We start from the raw sequence: 16,741 nt of genomic DNA, 5'->3' as shown, positions 1-16,741 counted from the left end.
GACGCGCTACCTGTTGGCCACCGCCTGCTTCACCAGGGTCCTGCCGAAGTCCCACATCAGCCCGCCGCCGTTGTGCGCGTCGTCCATCACCTCGGTGAACGCCTCGACGAAGCGGTCCACCTCGCGTTCCCCGATGATCAGCGGCGGGATCAGCTTGATCACCTCCAAGTGGTCGCCGGAGACCTGGGTGAGGATGCGGTGCCGTTGCAGCAGCGGTACGACGACCATCTGCGCGAACAGCCCCTTGCGCGCCGCCTGGAGCATCGTCCACCGGCCGCGCAGCTTCAGCGACCTGGGCCGTCCGAACTCGATGCCGATCATCAGGCCCCGGCCACGCACCTCACTGAGCAGCTCGTACTTGTCGACCAGCGCGCCCAGCCGGCTCTTGAGCAGTTCGCCCGTGGCGCGGGCGTTCGCCACGATCTCCTCGTTCTCCATCACCGACAGGACGGCGAGCCCGGCGGCCATGGCCTGGGCGTTGGAGCCGAAGCTCGCCGAGTGAACGAGGACACGGTCCATCGACGAGTAGACCTTCTTGAAGATCCACTCCTTGCCGAGGGTCGCCCCGACCGGCACGTACCCGCCGGAGAGCGCCTTGGCGACGCACACCAGGTCCGGCTCCACGCCCTCCTCGTGCTGGTAGGCGTAGAAGTCCCCGGTCCGCCCGAGCCCGGTCTGCACCTCGTCGACGATGAGCAGCGCCTTGTGCCGGCGCAGGAGTTCCTGGGCGGCGCGGAGATAGCCGGGCGGCGCCTCGTGCACCCCCTTGCCCTGGATGGGTTCCAGGATCAGCGCGGCGACGTCGTCCTTCTCCAGTTCGCTGGCCAGTGCGTCGAGATCACCGAGCGGTACGGCGGTGTCGGGCAGCAGCGGGGCGAAGCCGTCCCGGAAGCCGTTCTCCCCGTTGACGGACAGCGAGCCGGTGGTGAGCCCGTGGAAGGCGTGGTCGCAGTAGAGCACGCGGGGGCGGCCGGTGGCGTACCGGGCGAACTTCAGCGCCGTCTCGACGGCCTCGGTACCGCTGTTGCCGAAGAACACCCGGTCCAGGTGCGGGCTGTGGGCGAGGAGCCGTTCGGCGAGCAGTCCGGGCAGGGGCTGGCAGTCGAAGCGGGTGAGGTCGGCGAGCTGCGCGTCCAGCACGTCGTGCAGCGCCTTGCGGACGACGGGGTGGTGGCGGCCGAGGCCCATCACCCCGAACCCGGCGAGCATGTCCAGGTAGTCCTGCCCCTCGGCGTCCCAGAAGTACGCGCCCTCGGCCCGTTCGTAGACCTTGTCGAAGCCGATGGTGTGCAGCATGCGCGGCAGTTGGTGGTTGAGGTGCCGGGCATGGAGTTCGTAACGCTCGGCTCCGCGCTCGGCGAGCAGTCTGCCGAGGTCGAACTCCCCGGTCGCGGTGGCGGGTTCGCCGGTGGTCATCGTGGTGTCTCCTTGGCGGGCTCGGCCTCGGTCGGACCCCCCTGCGACGGCGCGCCCGTCGCCTGCGTCCCCCACCCGGGCTCCTTCTCCTTCGCGGCCAGGCAGGCGCTGATCCGCCCGGCGATGTCGACCGGTGTCAGCCCGATGTCCGCCAGCACCTCGCCCCGTCTGGCGTGGGCGAGGAACTGCTCGGGGATGCCGAACCGCCGTACGGGTACGTCCACGTCGGCGTCCCCCAGGGCCAGGGCGACCGCCGAACCGACCCCGGCCGCCCGGCTGTTGTCCTCCACGACCGCCACCAGCCGGTGCTCGTCGGCGAGCCGGGGCAGCGCCGGGTCGACCGGCTTGACCCAGCGAGGGTCGACGACGGTGCAGCGGATGCCGCGCGCCTCCAGCAGCTCGGCGGCCTTCAGGCACACCGGCGCCATGACGCCGACGGCGACCAGCAGCACCTCGGGGTCCGCGCAGGCCGGGGGGCGATGCAGGACGTCCATGCCGCCGACCCGTTCCAGGGACGGGATCTCGGGGCCCACCGACTCCTTCGGGAACCGGATCAGGGTCGGTGCGTCGTCCACGGCGACCGCCTCCCGCAGCTGTGCCCGCAGCTGTTCGGCGTCACGCGGAGCGGCGATCCGCAGCCCGGGTACGACCTGGAGGACGGACATGTCCCACATGCCGTTGTGCGAGGCACCGTCGACACCCGTGACGCCGGCCCGGTCCAGGACGAAGGTCACCCCGCACCGGTGCAGGGCCACATCCATCAGCAACTGGTCGAAGGCCCGGTTGAGGAAGGTGGCGTAGACGGCGACCACCGGGTGCAGCCCGCCGGTGGCCAGGCCGGCCGCCGACACCGCCGCGTGCTGCTCGGCGATCCCGACGTCCCAGACCCGGTCGGGGAACTTCTCGGCGAACTTCCCGAGGCCCACCGGGTGCAGCATGGCGGCAGTGATCGCGACGACGTCCTCCCGCTCGTCGGCGATCCGGACGATCTCGTCACCGAAGACCGATGTCCAGGACGGCCCTCCGGGGGGCCCGAGCGGCTCGCAGGTGAGCGGGTCCATCACGCCGACCGTGTGGAAGTGGTCCTCCTCGTCGGCGAGGGCGGGCTCGAAGCCCCGGCCCTTCTGGGTGAGGCAGTGGACGAGGACGGGCCCGTGGAACCGTTTGGCGCGGCGCAGCGCCGACTCGACCGCCTGGACGTCGTGCCCGTCGATCGGTCCGACGTACTTCAGCCCCAGGTCCTCGAACATGCCCTGGGGCGCGAACGCGTCCTTGAAGCCCTTCTTCGCCCCGTGCAGCGCCTCGTAGACCTGGTGGCCCACGACGGGGGTGCGCAGCAGGACGTCCTTGCCCCAGGCGAGGAACTGCTCGTAGCCGTCGGTGGTGCGGAGGGCGGCGAGGTGGTTCGCGAGGCCGCCGATGGTCGGCGCGTAGGAACGCTCGTTGTCGTTGACGACGATGATCAGCGGCCGGTCCTTGGCGGCCGCGATGTTGTTGAGGGCCTCCCAGGCCATGCCGCCGGTCAGGGCGCCGTCGCCGATGACGGCGACGACATGGCCGCTCTCCCCCCGCACCTGGCGGGCCTTGGCAAGGCCGTCGGCCCAGCCGAGGGCGGTGGAGGCGTGGCTGTTCTCGATGACGTCGTGCTCGGACTCCTCACGCGAGGGATAGCCGGACAGGCCGCCCTTGCCGCGCAGCTTGGAGAAGTCCTGACGTCCTGTCAGCAGCTTGTGGACATAGCTCTGGTGACCGGTGTCCCACAGGATGCGGTCGACGGGTGACTCGAAGACCCGGTGGAGCGCGATGGTCAGCTCCACCACCCCCAGGTTGGGCCCCAGGTGACCACCGGTCCTCGCGACCGCGTGCACCAGGAACTCCCGGATCTCCTCGGCCAGTGCACCGAGTTCCGCCTCGGTCAGCGCCTTCACATCGCGCGGTTGCCGGATGTTCTCCAGAATCGTCACGTCGGGCCCCCTCTCGATCCGTGCTCTTCAGCCCGTGTCGTCAACTCACGGTGACCGCCGGCTCCCCCGACGCGACGCCGTCCTTCTCCATCTGCGCGGCGATCTTCATCGCCTCGTCGATGAGGGTCTCCACGATCTTCGACTCGGGCACGGTCTTGATGACCTCGCCCTTGACGAAGATCTGTCCCTTGCCGTTGCCGGAGGCGACACCCAGGTCCGCCTCGCGTGCCTCCCCTGGCCCGTTGACGACGCAGCCCATGACGGCGACGCGCAGCGGCACCTCCATGCCCTCCAGTCCGGCGGTCACCTCGTCCGCCAGCCGGTAGACGTCGACCTGCGCCCGTCCGCACGACGGGCAGGACACGATCTCCAGCCGCCGCGCCCGCAGGTTCAGCGACTCCAGGATCTGGATGCCGACCTTGACCTCCTCGGCCGGCGGCGCGCTCAGCGAGACGCGGATCGTGTCCCCGATGCCCTCGGCGAGCAGCGCCCCGAAGGCGACGGCCGACTTGATGGTCCCCTGGAACGCCGGTCCGGCCTCGGTCACACCCAGGTGCAGCGGGTAGTCGCAGCGGGCGGCGAGCTGCCGGTACGCCTCGATCATCACGACCGGGTCGTTGTGCTTGACGGAGATCTTGAGATCCCGGAAGTCGTGCTCCTCGAACAGCGACGCCTCCCACAGCGCGGACTCCACCAGCGCCTCGGGTGTCGCCCTGCCGTACTTCCGCAGGAGGCGCCGGTCGAGCGACCCGGCGTTGACCCCGATACGGATCGGCGTCCCGTGGTCCTTCGCCGCCCGCGCGATCTCCTTCACCTTGTCGTCGAACTGCTTGATGTTGCCCGGGTTGACCCGGACGGCCGCGCACCCGGCCTCGATCGCGGCGAACACGTACTTCGGCTGGAAGTGGATGTCCGCGATCACCGGGATCTGCGATTTGCGGGCGATGGTGGCGAGGGCGTCCGCGTCGTCCTGCGTGGGGCAGGCGACCCGTACGATCTGGCAGCCGGACGCGGTGAGTTCGGCGATCTGCTGCAGGGTGGCGCCGATGTCCGAGGTACGGGTGGTCGTCATCGACTGCACGGACACCGGGGCCCCGCCGCCCACGGCGACCGGCCCGACCTGGATCTGCCGGCTCCTGCGGCGCTCGGCGATCGGCCGGACGGGCATCTCCGGCACCCCGAGGGACACGGCGGTCATGGCCTCACCCCTGGTTCCCGGAGACCGTCTCGCGCAGGGCGCGCAGCGACTCCTTCAGCGATCCCATGGTGGCGAGGACGGCGGTGGGCTCGTAGCCGCAGTGCGCCATGCAGTTGGCGCACCGCGGGTCCTTGCCGCGGCCGTACGCGTCCCAGTCGGTGTCCTCGATCAGCTCCCGGTAGGTCGGGACATAGCCGTCGCTCATCAGGTAGCAGGGCCTCTGCCAGCCGAACAGCGAGTAGTTGGGGATGGCCCACGCCGTGCACGGGAAGTCGACCCGGCCCTCCAGGAAGTCGAGGAACAGGGGCGAGTGGTTCAGGCGCCAGCGGCGCCGGTTGCCGCCCGCGAATGCCTTCCTGAACAGTTCGCGGGTCTGCTCCACACCGAGGAAGTGCTCCTGGTCGGGTGCCTTCTCGTAGGCGTACGCGGGAGAGATCATCATCTCGTCGACCTTCAGGTCGTCGTTGAGGAAGTTGAGGACCTCGATGACGGTCTGCGGGGTGTCGGTGTTGAAGAAGGTCGAGTTGGTGGTCACCCTGAAGCCCCGCCGCTTGGCCTCCTTGATGGCGGCGACGGCCTCGTCGAACACGCCCTCCTTGGCCACCGACTCGTCGTGCCGCTCCCGCAGCCCGTCGATGTGCACGGCGAACGCGAAGTACGGCGAGGGCTTGAACCTGTCCATCTTCTTGCGCAGCAGCAGGGCGTTGGTGCACAGGAAGACGTACTTCCGCCGGGCCACCAACTGCCGCACGATCTCGTCGATCTGCGGATGCATCAAGGGCTCGCCACCGGCGATGGACACCATCGGCGCACCCGATTCGAGGACGGCGCCGACGGCCTGCGCCACCGGCATCCGCTGCTTGAGCACTCCCGCCGGATGCTGGATCTTGCCGCAGCCCTCGCACTTCAGATTGCAGGCGTAGAGCGGTTCCAACTCGACGATCAGCGGAAACTTGTCGCGCTTGCGGAGCCTCTGTTCAGCGAGATACGTCGCCACCTTGATGGACTGGCGGAGCGGCATGGCCATCTGGCTCACCTCCTGGGGAGCAGCAAGGAACGGTGCCATTCGTAGTAAGCGGGGAGGACGGCACGAAGAACGCGGAAAGCCGATATTCCACCGCGTACCGTGCCGATCCGGACCAGTTCATGTTCTGGAGCGTCCACGACCACCCGGACGGCCGCAACCGGGCGCGCGCCCGATCGCACGGCGCAGTGGAGCGTGACCGCGGATTCCATGTCGACCGCGATCGCTCCGGTGGCGAACAGGTCCGACCGTTCCTGGCCGCGTACGACGTGACCGGATCCGATGAGCGGACCGGTGTGGATCGTGCGTCCGGGCACGGCCCGTCCCAGCTCCTTGACCAGCCGTTCCACACCCACACAGGGCGTGACGGCGCCGCCGGGGCCCCAGGTCTCCTCGGCGACGACGAGGTCACCGGGGTGCATACCGGGGGCGAGTCCGGCGCAGAACCCGGTGGCCAGCACGGCGGCCCCGTCCAGCGTCCGGTCGGCGAGCAGTCGGGTGACGGCACGCTCGGCGGCCTTGGGCCCCATACCGGTCCGCAGGACGGTGACCGGGCCCCCGGCGCCGCCCCGGTCCCCGCTGCGCAGGGCGAACTGCTCGATGCCGAGCGCGCAGGCGATCAGCAGCGGCGCGGGGACGGCGGCCGTGTCCATCAGCTCGCCCCGGCCTTCAGGACGGCCGGTTCGCCGTGGACGTACCGGCCGAGCGCGGTGAGCGGGAAGACCTGCCGGTAGAGGTGGTAGTTGATGGAGAAGTCCCACGGGAAGCCGGTCCCCGTGAACTGGGGCTCGTCCCAGCCGCCGTCGTCGCGCTGGGTCTGTGCGAGCCACGCGACGCCGCGCTCCACGGCCTTGGAGTCGCGCTCCCCCGCGGCGAGCAGCGCGAGGAGCGCCCAGGCGGTCTGGGAGGCGGTGGAGGCACCCTTGCCGCCCCACTCGGCGGGGTCGGGGTAGGAGCGCAGGTCCTCGCCCCAGCCGCCGTCGTCGTTCTGGACGGTCTCCAGCCAGGCCACGGCCCGGCGGATCGCGGGGTGTGCGGCGGGCAGGCCGGCGGCGACCAGCGCGGGGACCACGGACCCCGTCCCGTAGAGGTAGTTGACGCCCCAGCGGCCGAACCACGCGCCGCTCGGCTCCTGTTCGGCGAGCAGCCAGGCGATGCCGCGCCGGGTGCGGGGATCGTGGGCGAGGCCCTCGACCGCGAGCATCTCCACCACGTGGGCGGTGACGTCGGCGGAGGGCGGGTCGATGACCTCGCCGAAGTCGCAGAAGGGCAGCTTGTTGGGGAACGTGCTGGTGTTGTCGACGTCGAAGGCGCCCCAGGCGCCGTTCCTCGACTGCATCCCGAGGTTCCAGCGCACGCCGCGGGCGATGGCCCGCTCGACGCGTTCGGGGTCGGGATGTCTGACCCTGCGCAGGGCGAGCACCACCTCGGCGGTGTCGTCGATGTCGGGGTAGTTGTCGTTGTGGAACTCGAACGCCCAGCCGCCCGGCGGGAGGTGGGGGCGTCTGACCGACCAGTCGCCGGGACGGACGATCTCCTCGCCGAGCATCCAGTCGGCGGCCCTGACCAGTTGGGGATGGTCGGCGGGCAGCCCGGCGTCGGCGAGCGCGATGGTGGCGAGGCAGGTGTCCCACACCGGTGACTGGCACGCCTCGATCATGCGGGCGCCGTCCTCGCGCCACACGGCGAACCGGTCCAGCGACTCCAGTCCGGCCCGCATCACGGGATGGCGGAGGTCGTAGCCGAGCAGATGGAGCGCGATGATCGAGTACACGGCCGGGGGCTGGATGCCGCCCCAGCAGCCGTCGTTCTCCTGCCGCTCGATGATCCAGCGGGCCGCGCTGTTCATCGCCGCCCTGCGCAGCCGCTTCAGCGCCACCTTGTGGTAGCCGTGCAGCACCTTGTCGAGCCGCTGGAAGGCGCCCTCCCAGGTGCCCACCGGGTCGAGCGGCCGGGGCGGGTTGGGCCGGCCGGGGTCGGTGTGCAGTTCGTCGAGCGGGAACGGCGCGGGCCGCACCGGGCGCTTGGCGGAGACGATGGTGAGCGGCACGATGGTCTGCCGCGCCCAGCACCCGAAGTCGTAGATGTTCAGCGGCATCCACGTCGGGAAGTAGATCAGCTCCGGCGGCATCTCCGGCAGGTCGTCCCACTTCCACCAGCCGAACAGGGCGAGCCAGATCCGGGTGAAGACACGGGCCGCGGCGATCCCCCCGCGCCCCCGGATCCAGGCGGACGCCATCGCCATGTGCGGCTCCGACGGATCGTCACCGGCCAGCCGCAGCGCGACATACGCCTCGATCGTCGCGGAGAGTTCGGGCGGACCGCCGTAGAAGGTCGCCCAGGTGCCATCCGCTCGCTGCTCGCCCCTGATGAACAGGGCGGCGGCCCGGGTCGTGGCCTCGTCGCGGATGCCCAGGAACTGGCGGAGCAACAGGTCCTCGGCGTCCATGGTGACGTTGGTCTCCAGGTCGCCCTTCCACCAGCCCTGGGCGTCCTGACGTGCGAGGAGGAACGCGGTGGCACGCCCCAGGGCGCGCTCGGCGGCGTCCTCCACCCCCGCCGCCACCGGGGTGTCGGTGGTGGTGTCGCTGGCCGAGGCAGCGCGGGGCGGCAGGGCCCCGGCGCTTCCGTCGGTCGTCGCTGTCATGGCTTCCCCTTCGTGCAGTGGACGGATCTCTGCGGTGGGTCAGCCGTCGGCCGGTGCGTCTCCGGTGAACGGGCACCGGCCGGCGACTACGCGAGGGCTATTCGACCGATGACGGTCGGCGCTCGGCCGATGGCGGTCATCTCTTCCGTACGACGACGAAGTCGGCGAGCGCCGTGAACTGGTCCCGTACGTGCTCGGGCATCCGGATCGAGTCGAGCGCCTCGATGGCGACGGCGTGCTGGCGGCGCGCCTCGTCGGCGGTCCACTCCCGGCCGCCGGCCTGCTCGATGAGGGCGGCGCGGGCGGCGAACTCCTCCTCGGAGAAGCTCTCGAAGTCACTGCTCTTGGCGTCGGCGGCGAGGAGTTCGCCGAGCCGTTCGGAGGCGGGGCCGCCCGCCGCGAGCGCGGCCACCACGGGCAGGGACTTCTTGCGCTGGCGCAGGTCGCTCCAGGTCTGCTTGCCCGTGGAGACCGGGTCGCCCCAGATGCCCAGCAGGTCGTCGACGGCCTGGAAGGCGAGCCCGAGGTGGTAGCCGTACTTCTCCAGCGTGTCGGCGGTGTGGTCGTCCGCTCCGCCGAGGACGGCACCGATGGAGCAGGCGCAGGCGAGCAGGGCGCCGGTCTTGTTGCCCTCCATCTCCAGGCACTCCTCGACGGTGACCCGCTCGCGGTGCTCGTAGGAGATGTCCTGGGCCTGGCCGTCGATGAGCGCGCGGGTCGCCGTGGTGACGCGGCGGGTGGCGCGGGCCGCCTCGGCGGTGCCGAGTTCGAGGAGGATCTCGTTGGCGAGGACCATCAGGGCGTCGCCGACCAGGATGGCCTGGGCCGGGTCGTACGCCTTCCAGACGGTGTCGCGGTGGCGGCGCTGTTCGTCGCCGTCCATCAGGTCGTCGTGCAGCAGCGAGAAGTTGTGCACCAGTTCCACCGCGACCGCGCCGGGGATGCCGACCTCGGGGGCGGCGCCGGTGACCTCGGCGGACATGACGGCCAGCGCGGGGCGCACGGCCTTGCCGCCGTCCCCGGCGGCCGGGTTGCCGTGGGTGTCGATCCAGCCGAAGTGATAGGCCGCGACGGTGTTCATGGGGGGCGCCAGCCGCTCGATCGCCGCCCGCAGCACGGGCGTGGCCAGGGTCCGCCCGCGCTCCAGGAGCGCGGTCACGTCCACCGCGTCGGCTGCCGTCGCGGCCGGGGGCACAGTGGGCACAGTCTCTCCTCTAGTTGCGGTGCCGAGAGTGCGGGAACCGTTCGAGTGCGCTTCGAGCGTCACGCTGCCTCCTCGTAGGCGAAGAGGTGGTCCCGGGGCCGGCCCAGGGCGGCGAGGGCGGCGTCCGCCGCGCTCACGCCGCTGCGGACCGCACTCTCCATGGTCGCGGGCCACCCGGTGGCGGTCCACGCTCCGGCCAGGTACAGGCCGGGTGCCTTGGTGCGGGCGCCGGGCCTGAGCCGTCCGACGCCGGGGGTGGGAGCGAACGTCGCGGTGCGCTCCCGGGTCACGAAGAAGTCCTTCACCCGCGCGCCGCGCGCGCCGGGCAGCAGCCGCTCCAGCTCGGGCAGATAGCGCTCGCGAAGCACGGCCACGGGCTCGTCGATCTCGTGGTGCGCGGCCGACTGCGACAGCGCCAGGTACTGACCCTCGCTCAGCCCGGACGCCTCGGTCCGGTCGAAGACCCACTGGACGGGCGAGCCGAGCGCCGCGAAGAACGGGCGGCTCAGCACCTTGCGGTCGTACACCACATGGACGTTGAGGATCGGCGCGGTGCCGATCTCCAGCAACCGCTCGGGGCGGTCGAGCGCGCCCTCGGGGAGCAGGTCGTACGCCTCGCGTTGGGGTACGGCGAGGACGACCGTGTCGGCGTCCAGGCTCTCGCCGGGCACCTCGACACGCCAGCCTCCGTGCTCGGCGGCGGTGAGGGAGGTGACGCGGGTCCGCGGTTCGGTGCGGACGCCCGCCGAGTCCAGGGCCTTGCGGGCCAGCCGGTCGTGGAGTTCGCCCAACGGGACGTGGGCCCAGCCGATGTCGGCCGCACCGGGGTCGGACAGCAGCCCCGTCTTGAAGACCATCGCGGCGAGGCCGAGGGAGGCGTCCCGGGCCACCGCGTTGAGGGTGGCGACGCCCACGAGGTCCCACAGCGCCTCGACGGCACGCGCGGACTGGCCGTGTGCGGCGAGCCAGCCGGCGAAGTCGCGCTCGTCCAGCGCCGGGTCGTCGAGGTCGAGCGCCTTGAGCGCCAGCGCGGCACGGCCCACCTTGGCGCGCTCGGCGAGGGAGAGGTGCGGGTACGTGGCCAGGCTGCGCCCGAGGTGCAGGGGGACGGGCAGCGCGTCGCGCCGCAGGCGGCCGAGCCGTCGGCCGGGCCTGCCCAGGGCGTCGAGGACCGGCACGTCGAGACGGTTCTGCAGGGGGGCCAGCGCGGCGGCGTCGATCCGGTCGAGGAACCAGCGGTAGGCGGTGCAGCAGCGCAGGTACACATGCTGTCCGTTGTCGACGGTCAGGGTGCCGCGTCGGAAGGAGAAGGCCAGGCCGCCGAGGCGCGGACGTCCCTCCAGCAGGGTGACCCGGACACCGGCGTCGGCGAGTGCGAGCGCCGTGGTGATGCCCGCCAGTCCCCCGCCGACCACCACGGCCGTACTGCCGGGCCGTCCCGTCCGGTTCGCGTCCGGCAGCCCCCCGGAGTGTGCTCCGTCGGTCATCGCGCCCCCTCCCCTGCCGGGCCGCCGGTACGAGGGATCGGTCCGCGGCAGGCCGTCGCAGTCAGGGACGCGTCCGCGTCGCGGAGGGTTGCGTACCACTTATCCCCGATGGGATGACCTTGGACCGGATTGTCCATCAGACACGCCTCCTGACGGTACGCCGGGACACATGCCGACTGTCCAGACCGGACAGTCCGCGCACGGCGACATATGCCTTCTCGCGTCCGGGCAGCGAGACCCGGCCACGCAGCACGGCCTCCGGCTCGCGCTCGATACGGTCGAGCAGCCGCCGGTAGATGCCGGCCATGGCCGCGACGCAGGCGCCGCTGCGCCGGTCCAGCATCGGCAGCAGGCGGTAGCCCTCGGCGAAGAGGGCGCGGGCCCGGCGCACCTCGAAGTGCACCAGACCCGCGAAGTCGGCGTCCGTCGGCGGGAGCGGCCCGGCGAACCCCGCCGAGCAGCCGAACTTCGCGAGGTCGTCGCTCGGCAGATAGGTCCTGCCGCCCTGGGCGTCCTCACGAACGTCCCTGAGGATGTTGGTGAGTTGCAGGGCGAGGCCGAGGGTGTCGGCGTACTCGGGCGCGCGCTCCGCTCCCCGCGCCCCCGGTTCGGTACCGAAGACGCCGAGCGAGAGGCGTCCGATGGCCCCGGCGACACAGCGGCAGTAGCCCTTCAGGTCGTCCCAGGTCTCGTAGGTCTCGCCGCGAACGTCCATCAGGACGCCGTCGATGAGTTCGTCGAGGGCGTCGAGCGGGACGGAGAAGCGGCTCGCGGTGTGGGCGAGGGCCACGACCACCGGGTCGGTGTCGTCCTCGTCGACGGTGCCCGCGCGGATACGGGCGAGCAGCGACCGGGTCTCCTCCAGCCGGGCCGTCTTGACCTCGGCCGTGAGCGCGCCGTCACCGATGTCGTCGACGCGCCGCGAGAACGCGTACAGCGCGGACATGGCGCGGCGCTTGGGCGTCGGCAGCAGCCGGATGCCGTAGGCGAAGTTGCGGGCCTGCTGTCCGGTGACGGTCTCGCAGTAGCTGTAGGCGGCGAGTACCGGCGCGGACGCGTGTGGGTCCGACTCCACGGTCCGGATCACCTCTCTCCTCGCAGGGTCGCGCCCACTTCCCGCAGCAACCGGAGCCTGCCGGGCTTGGGTGGGCCGGGAAGTACGTCGTATTCGGCGGCGGCGATCGCGTGGACGGCCGCCCGTCCTCCCGCCACGAACCCCGCGAGGAGCAGCCTCAGCCTGCCGTGGACGCTTCCCACCAGCGCAGTGCCCTCGTCCAGGAGCTTCAGGGCGCGGTCCGCCTCGTACGCGATCAGCGCGCGCACCGACGCGCCCGCGGAGGGGGCGGCGAGGTCCGCCTCCTGGACGTGGAAGCGCTTCAGGTCCTCGGCGGGCAGGTAGACGCGGTCGCGGCGGAGGTCCTCGGCCACGTCCTGAAGGTGTTCGACGATCTGGAGCGCCGTGCAGATCGCGTCCGAGAGACGGATCCGCTCGGGGGTGCTGGTGCCGGTGACGGCGAGCACCAGGCGGCCCACGGGGTTGGCGGACAGTTCGCAGTAGGCGAGCAGGTCGTCGTAGGTCTCGTACCGCGTGACGAGCTGGTCCTGGCGGTTGGCCGCGATCAGGTCGAGGAAGGGGCCGGGGCCGAGGGAGTGGCGACGTACGGTGCGCTGGAGGGCGCGGAGCAGCGGGTGGGCCGGGGTGGCGTCGAAGACCTTGCGGAGGTCGGCCTCGAAGGCGTCGAGGAGGAGGAGCCGGTCGTCGGTGTCCTTAGGGGAGACGCCGAGGAGGCGGGCGTCGGCGCCGCCGGGGGCGAGGTCGCCGTCGCCGATGTCGTCGACGAGGCGGGCGAAGCCGTAGAGCGCGGTCAGGTCGTCGCGCCAGGTCCGGGGCAGGAAGAACGGCGCGACGGGGAAGTTCTCGGCCGCGGCCTTGTCGAGGGTGTCGCGCTCCGGGTCACCGGTGCGCGCCGTCCCGGTTTCGGTCACCGCCCGTCACCCGGCACGGGGACGGCGGCAGCGTTGTTGAGCTGGGGAGTTTCCGTAGCCATGGCCGTCACATCTCCCGTTCTACACTGCCGACCCAATACGCACTATTTCGGACACGCCGCCCAATCGTCAGCGTCTGCGGCGGATGCCGGGTGTCGCGCATTATGGACCCACTTGCCGCGATTCGGCACCGGTACAGCTTACGTTCTACAACGCACCACGCTCCGTCGGGGTGTCCGGCACATCACAGGAACGCACCGATTGCCCCCAAGATTCCTACCGGTGGCCGGAGTTGACTGTTCCTTGCCGGAGTTGGCGGTTCCTTTGCGGACGCCGTGTCCCCGTCTCCTCCGCAGACGCCGGGCCCCACCGGAGCAGTTCCGGCGGGGCCCGGGTGGAGGCGGACTACTTGCCCGTGAACTTCTCGTACTCCTTCAGGACCTCTTCGGTCGGTCCGTCCATGCGCAGCTCGCCGCGTTCCAGCCACAGGACCCGGTCGCAGGTGTCCCGGATGGACTTGTTGTTGTGGCTGACGAGGAAGACCGTGCCGGCCTCCTTGCGCAGCTCGCGGATGCGGGCCTCGGAGCGCTTCTGGAACTTGCGGTCACCCGTGGCGAGGGCCTCGTCGATCATCAGGACGTCGTGGTCCTTGGCCGCCGCGATGGAGAAGCGCAGTCGCGCCGCCATGCCGGAGGAGTAGGTGCGCATCGGCAGGGTGATGAAGTCGCCCTTCTCGTTGATGCCGGAGAAGTCGACGATCTCCTGGTAGCGCTCCTTGATCTGCTCGCGGGACATGCCCATCGCGAGGCCGCCCAATATGACGTTCCGCTCGCCCGTGAGGTCGTTCATCAGGGCGGCGTTGACGCCGAGGAGGGAGGGCTGGCCGTCGGTGTAGACCTTGCCCTTCTCCGCCGGGAGCAGACCGGCGATGGCGCGCAGCAGGGTGGACTTGCCGGAGCCGTTGGAGCCGATGAGGCCGATGGCCTCGCCGCGGTAGGCGATGAAGGAGACGCCCTTGACGGCGTGCACCTTGCGGACGCCTCGCTCCTCGCCGCGCTTCAGGATGCGGCTGAGCGCGGCGGTGGCGCTGCCCTTGCCGGTCTTGGCGCCGTTGACGCGGTAGACGATGTGCAGCTCGTCCGCGATGACGGTGGGGACTCGGGTCTCAGCCACGGCCGTACCTCTCCTCCGCCTTCCAGAAGTACACGAAGCCGCCGAGCGCGACCAGAACGGCCCAGCCCCCCGCGACCGCCCACACGTGCGGGGGCAGGTTCTCGGAGCCGTAGCCGTCGATGAGCGCGAAGCGCATGAGGTCCATGTAGATGGCGGCCGGGTTCCACTGGAGGACGTCGCTGATCCACTTGGGGTGGTCGGCGAGCATCACCGGGATGGAGAACATGACGCCCGAGGCGTACATCCAGGTCCGCATCACGAACGGCATCAGCTGCGCGAGGTCGGGGGTCTTGGCTCCCATCCGGGCGAAGACGAGGGCCAGGCCGGTGTTGAAGCAGAACTGGAGCGCCAGCGCCGGGAGGATCAGCAACCAGGACAGCGACGGGTAGCTGCCGAAGCCGATCGCCACGGCGAACATCACGATCATCGAGAACAGCAGTTGCTGGAGCTGCTGGAGCGCGAAGGAGATCGGCAGCGAGGCCCGGGGGAAGTGCAGTGCGCGCACCAGTCCCAGGTTGCCGGAGATCGCGCGGACGCCCGCCATCACCGAGCTCTGGGTGAAGGTGAACACGAAGACACCCGTGACCAGGAACGGGATGTAGACCTCGCGGGACATGCCGCGGTCGGCGTCGAGGATCAGGCCGAAGATCAGGAAGTACACCAGCGCGTTGAGCAGCGGGGTGGCCACCTGCCACAGCTGGCCGAGCTTGGCCTGGCTGTACTGCGCGGTGAGCTTCGCCTGGGAGAAGGCGAGGATGAAGTGGCGCCGCCCCCACATCTGGCGGACGTACTCGGCGAGTCCGGGCCGGGCACCGCTCACGGACAGCCCGTACTTGGCGGCCAGTTCCGCCGCTGAGAGCCCGTCGTCGGGCGACGGACGGTCGCTCACCGCGAGCCTGCCGTCATGCGTTGTCTCACTCACAAATGGATACTTTCGTCCTCAAAGTGCGCAGCCTGGTCGGGCCGAGGCGGAAACCTGGGACCGGGTACCGCCGCATGCTCTCAGATATCGAGCTTGTCAGATGACGGGAGGTCGGCCCAGTCGGGTCAGCCGCCACACCGTACGCCACTTCATGGGCCGGCGGGGACCGCAGGCGCTCGTCCAGCCCTCCTTGAAACCGCCGAACCACGCTTTCAGGGCCGGGCCCGAGGGCTTGCGGAGCAGGGTGAGCAGCAGCCAGACGCCCAGGTAGACGGGGACGAGCAGTGCGGGCAGGTTGCGGCGCGCGAGCCAGACGCGGTTGCGGGCGACCATGCGGTGGTAGACCGCGTGCCGGGAGGGCGCGGTCGTGGGGTGGTACAGCACCATGTCGGACCGGTAGTCGATCATCCAGCCCGCGTCGAGGGCCCGCCACGCCAGGTCGGTTTCCTCGTGGGCGTAGAAGAACTCGTCCGGGAGCCCGCCGACTTCGGCGAAGACCCGGGTGCGTACGGCGTTGGCGCCGCCGAGGAACGTGGTGACCCGGGAGGAGCGCATCGGGTCGGAGGCGCGCAGCCGGGGCACGTGGCGCCGCTGGGTCTCGCCGGTCTCGGGGTCGGCGATGCGGAAGCTGATGATGCCGAGCCGGGGGTCGGAGGCGAAGGCCGCGCGGCACAGTTCGGCGGTGTCGTGGTGGGCGAGCAGGCCGTCGTCGTCCAGGAAGAGCAGGATGTCGACGTCCCCGCCGCCGGGGCCGAACGCCTCGATGCCGACGTTGCGGCCGCCGGGGATGCCGAGGTTCTCGGGCAGCTCGACGGTCCGGACGCCCTCGGGGACGTCCGGGACGGGTGAGCCGTTGCCGACGACGACCACCTCGACCCGGTCGCCCTCCTGCTTGGCGACCGAGTCGAGGAGGGCGCGGAGTTCGTCGGGGCGGTTGCCCATGGTGATGATGACCGCGCCGACCTTCATGCCGCCGCTCACTTCAGCCTGCTGGAGGCGAGGATGGACACCAGGTGCAGCAGGGTCTGCAGCAGGGCGATGCCCGCGAGGACGGCGACACCGAGCCGGGAGTAGAAGAGGTCGCCCCGGACCTGGTCGACGATCGCGAGGACCAGGACCAGCAGGGACGCCTCGACCCCGAGGATCAGCCGGTGGAACTTGAGCGCGGCGGCGGCCCGGCGGGCCAGGGCCATGCCGGAGGAGCGGGGCACCGAGGCCGACTCCTGGACCGGCGGCTTCCCGGTCTGGTGCCGGGCGACCCCGACGAGGTCGGTCTCCGCCTTGATCAGGATGGCGCCGAGGGCGGCGAGGGTGCCCAGGAAGGCCCACAGCCAGTCGATCCGGCCGGTGCCCCACAGGTCGGCGGCGCGCAGACCGAAGCCGACGAGCACGGCCGCGTCGCACAGGTACGCGCCGACCCGGTCGACGTAGACGCCGGCGATCGAGTACTGCTTGCGCCAGCGGGCGATCTCCCCGTCGACGCAGTCGAACAGCAGGTACAGCTGGACCATCAGCACACCGAGGACGGCGCCCCAGATGCCCGGCACCAGCAGGGCCGGGGCGGCGAGGACGCCGAAGACGGTCATCAGGTAGGTCAGCTGGTTGGGCGTGACCCGGGTGTTCACCAGGTGCCGGTCTATGCGCAGGGAGATTTCGCGCATGTAGAGCCGGCCGGCCCAGTGCTCACCGCTCCGCCGGTCCTTCACACCCGGGGGGTGGA

At 71.0% G+C, this 16,741-nt stretch carries 15 protein-coding genes; all 15 read right to left on the bottom strand.

Annotated elements, in window-relative coordinates:
• Positions 1-6: 6 nt before the first annotated feature.
• The 15 genes from ACZ4Z2_RS07675 to ACZ4Z2_RS07605 all read right to left on the bottom strand — a co-directional run bounded on the left by ACZ4Z2_RS07675 (position 7) and on the right by ACZ4Z2_RS07605 (position 16,727).
• The gene (locus tag ACZ4Z2_RS07675; protein ID WP_468073429.1) at positions 7-1,416 is read right to left on the bottom strand and encodes an aspartate aminotransferase family protein; all 1,410 of its coding nucleotides are present in this window, start codon (positions 1,414-1,416) and stop codon (positions 7-9) included.
• The gene (gene dxs, locus ACZ4Z2_RS07670; RefSeq protein WP_468073427.1) at positions 1,413-3,380 is read right to left on the bottom strand and encodes a 1-deoxy-D-xylulose-5-phosphate synthase; all 1,968 of its coding nucleotides are present in this window, start codon (positions 3,378-3,380) and stop codon (positions 1,413-1,415) included. The genes ACZ4Z2_RS07675 and dxs overlap by 4 nt, the downstream gene beginning before the upstream one ends.
• 40 nt (positions 3,381-3,420) lie before the next feature.
• Positions 3,421-4,578, bottom strand: coding sequence for a flavodoxin-dependent (E)-4-hydroxy-3-methylbut-2-enyl-diphosphate synthase (ispG, locus tag ACZ4Z2_RS07665; protein ID WP_468073425.1), 1,158 nt, complete (start codon positions 4,576-4,578; stop codon positions 3,421-3,423).
• A gap of 4 nt (positions 4,579-4,582) precedes the next feature.
• Positions 4,583-5,605 (bottom strand): adenosyl-hopene transferase HpnH, encoded by a 1,023-nt coding sequence (gene hpnH, locus ACZ4Z2_RS07660; protein WP_468073423.1) that lies wholly within the window; start codon positions 5,603-5,605, stop codon positions 4,583-4,585.
• Between the two features lie 5 nt (positions 5,606-5,610).
• The gene (locus tag ACZ4Z2_RS07655; protein WP_468073421.1) at positions 5,611-6,255 is read right to left on the bottom strand and encodes a phosphorylase family protein; all 645 of its coding nucleotides are present in this window, start codon (positions 6,253-6,255) and stop codon (positions 5,611-5,613) included.
• Positions 6,255-8,249 carry a squalene--hopene cyclase gene (gene shc / locus ACZ4Z2_RS07650; protein ID WP_468073419.1) on the bottom strand — a complete coding sequence of 665 codons (1,995 nt, stop codon included), beginning with the start codon at positions 8,247-8,249 and terminating at the stop codon, positions 6,255-6,257. Before shc ends, ACZ4Z2_RS07655 begins: the two co-directional genes overlap by 1 nt.
• A gap of 136 nt (positions 8,250-8,385) precedes the next feature.
• Positions 8,386-9,453, bottom strand: a complete 1,068-nt coding sequence (locus tag ACZ4Z2_RS07645; protein WP_468073417.1) for a polyprenyl synthetase family protein — start codon at positions 9,451-9,453, stop codon at positions 8,386-8,388.
• 59 nt (positions 9,454-9,512) lie between these two features.
• A complete protein-coding gene (gene hpnE / locus ACZ4Z2_RS07640; protein ID WP_468073415.1) occupies positions 9,513-10,940 on the bottom strand; it encodes a hydroxysqualene dehydroxylase HpnE in 1,428 nt (475 codons plus the stop codon).
• Positions 10,937-11,077 (bottom strand): DUF6380 family protein, encoded by a 141-nt coding sequence (locus ACZ4Z2_RS07635; protein WP_468073413.1) that lies wholly within the window; start codon positions 11,075-11,077, stop codon positions 10,937-10,939. Before ACZ4Z2_RS07635 ends, hpnE begins: the two co-directional genes overlap by 4 nt.
• A complete protein-coding gene (gene hpnD / locus ACZ4Z2_RS07630; RefSeq protein ID WP_468073411.1) occupies positions 11,077-12,027 on the bottom strand; it encodes a presqualene diphosphate synthase HpnD in 951 nt (316 codons plus the stop codon). The genes ACZ4Z2_RS07635 and hpnD overlap by 1 nt, the downstream gene beginning before the upstream one ends.
• On the bottom strand, positions 12,024-12,926 hold the full coding sequence (gene hpnC, locus ACZ4Z2_RS07625; RefSeq protein WP_468073409.1) for a squalene synthase HpnC: 903 nt from the start codon (positions 12,924-12,926) through the stop codon (positions 12,024-12,026). Before hpnC ends, hpnD begins: the two co-directional genes overlap by 4 nt.
• A gap of 405 nt (positions 12,927-13,331) precedes the next feature.
• Positions 13,332-14,099, bottom strand: a complete 768-nt coding sequence (locus tag ACZ4Z2_RS07620; protein WP_468073407.1) for an ABC transporter ATP-binding protein — start codon at positions 14,097-14,099, stop codon at positions 13,332-13,334.
• Entirely contained in the window at positions 14,092-15,021 is a 930-nt protein-coding gene (locus ACZ4Z2_RS07615; protein WP_468073405.1) for an ABC transporter permease, read from the bottom strand. Before ACZ4Z2_RS07615 ends, ACZ4Z2_RS07620 begins: the two co-directional genes overlap by 8 nt.
• A 96-nt stretch (positions 15,022-15,117) precedes the next feature.
• Positions 15,118-15,990, bottom strand: coding sequence for a glycosyltransferase family 2 protein (locus ACZ4Z2_RS07610; RefSeq protein ID WP_468073403.1), 873 nt, complete (start codon positions 15,988-15,990; stop codon positions 15,118-15,120).
• A gap of 8 nt (positions 15,991-15,998) precedes the next feature.
• Positions 15,999-16,727 (bottom strand): CDP-alcohol phosphatidyltransferase family protein, encoded by a 729-nt coding sequence (locus tag ACZ4Z2_RS07605; protein ID WP_099966168.1) that lies wholly within the window; start codon positions 16,725-16,727, stop codon positions 15,999-16,001.
• Positions 16,728-16,741: the final 14 nt, after the last annotated feature.

The sequence above is a fragment of the Streptomyces sp. NPDC030183 genome (assembly GCF_055573455.1).
This window is presented reverse-complemented; position numbering and strand designations above follow the sequence as displayed.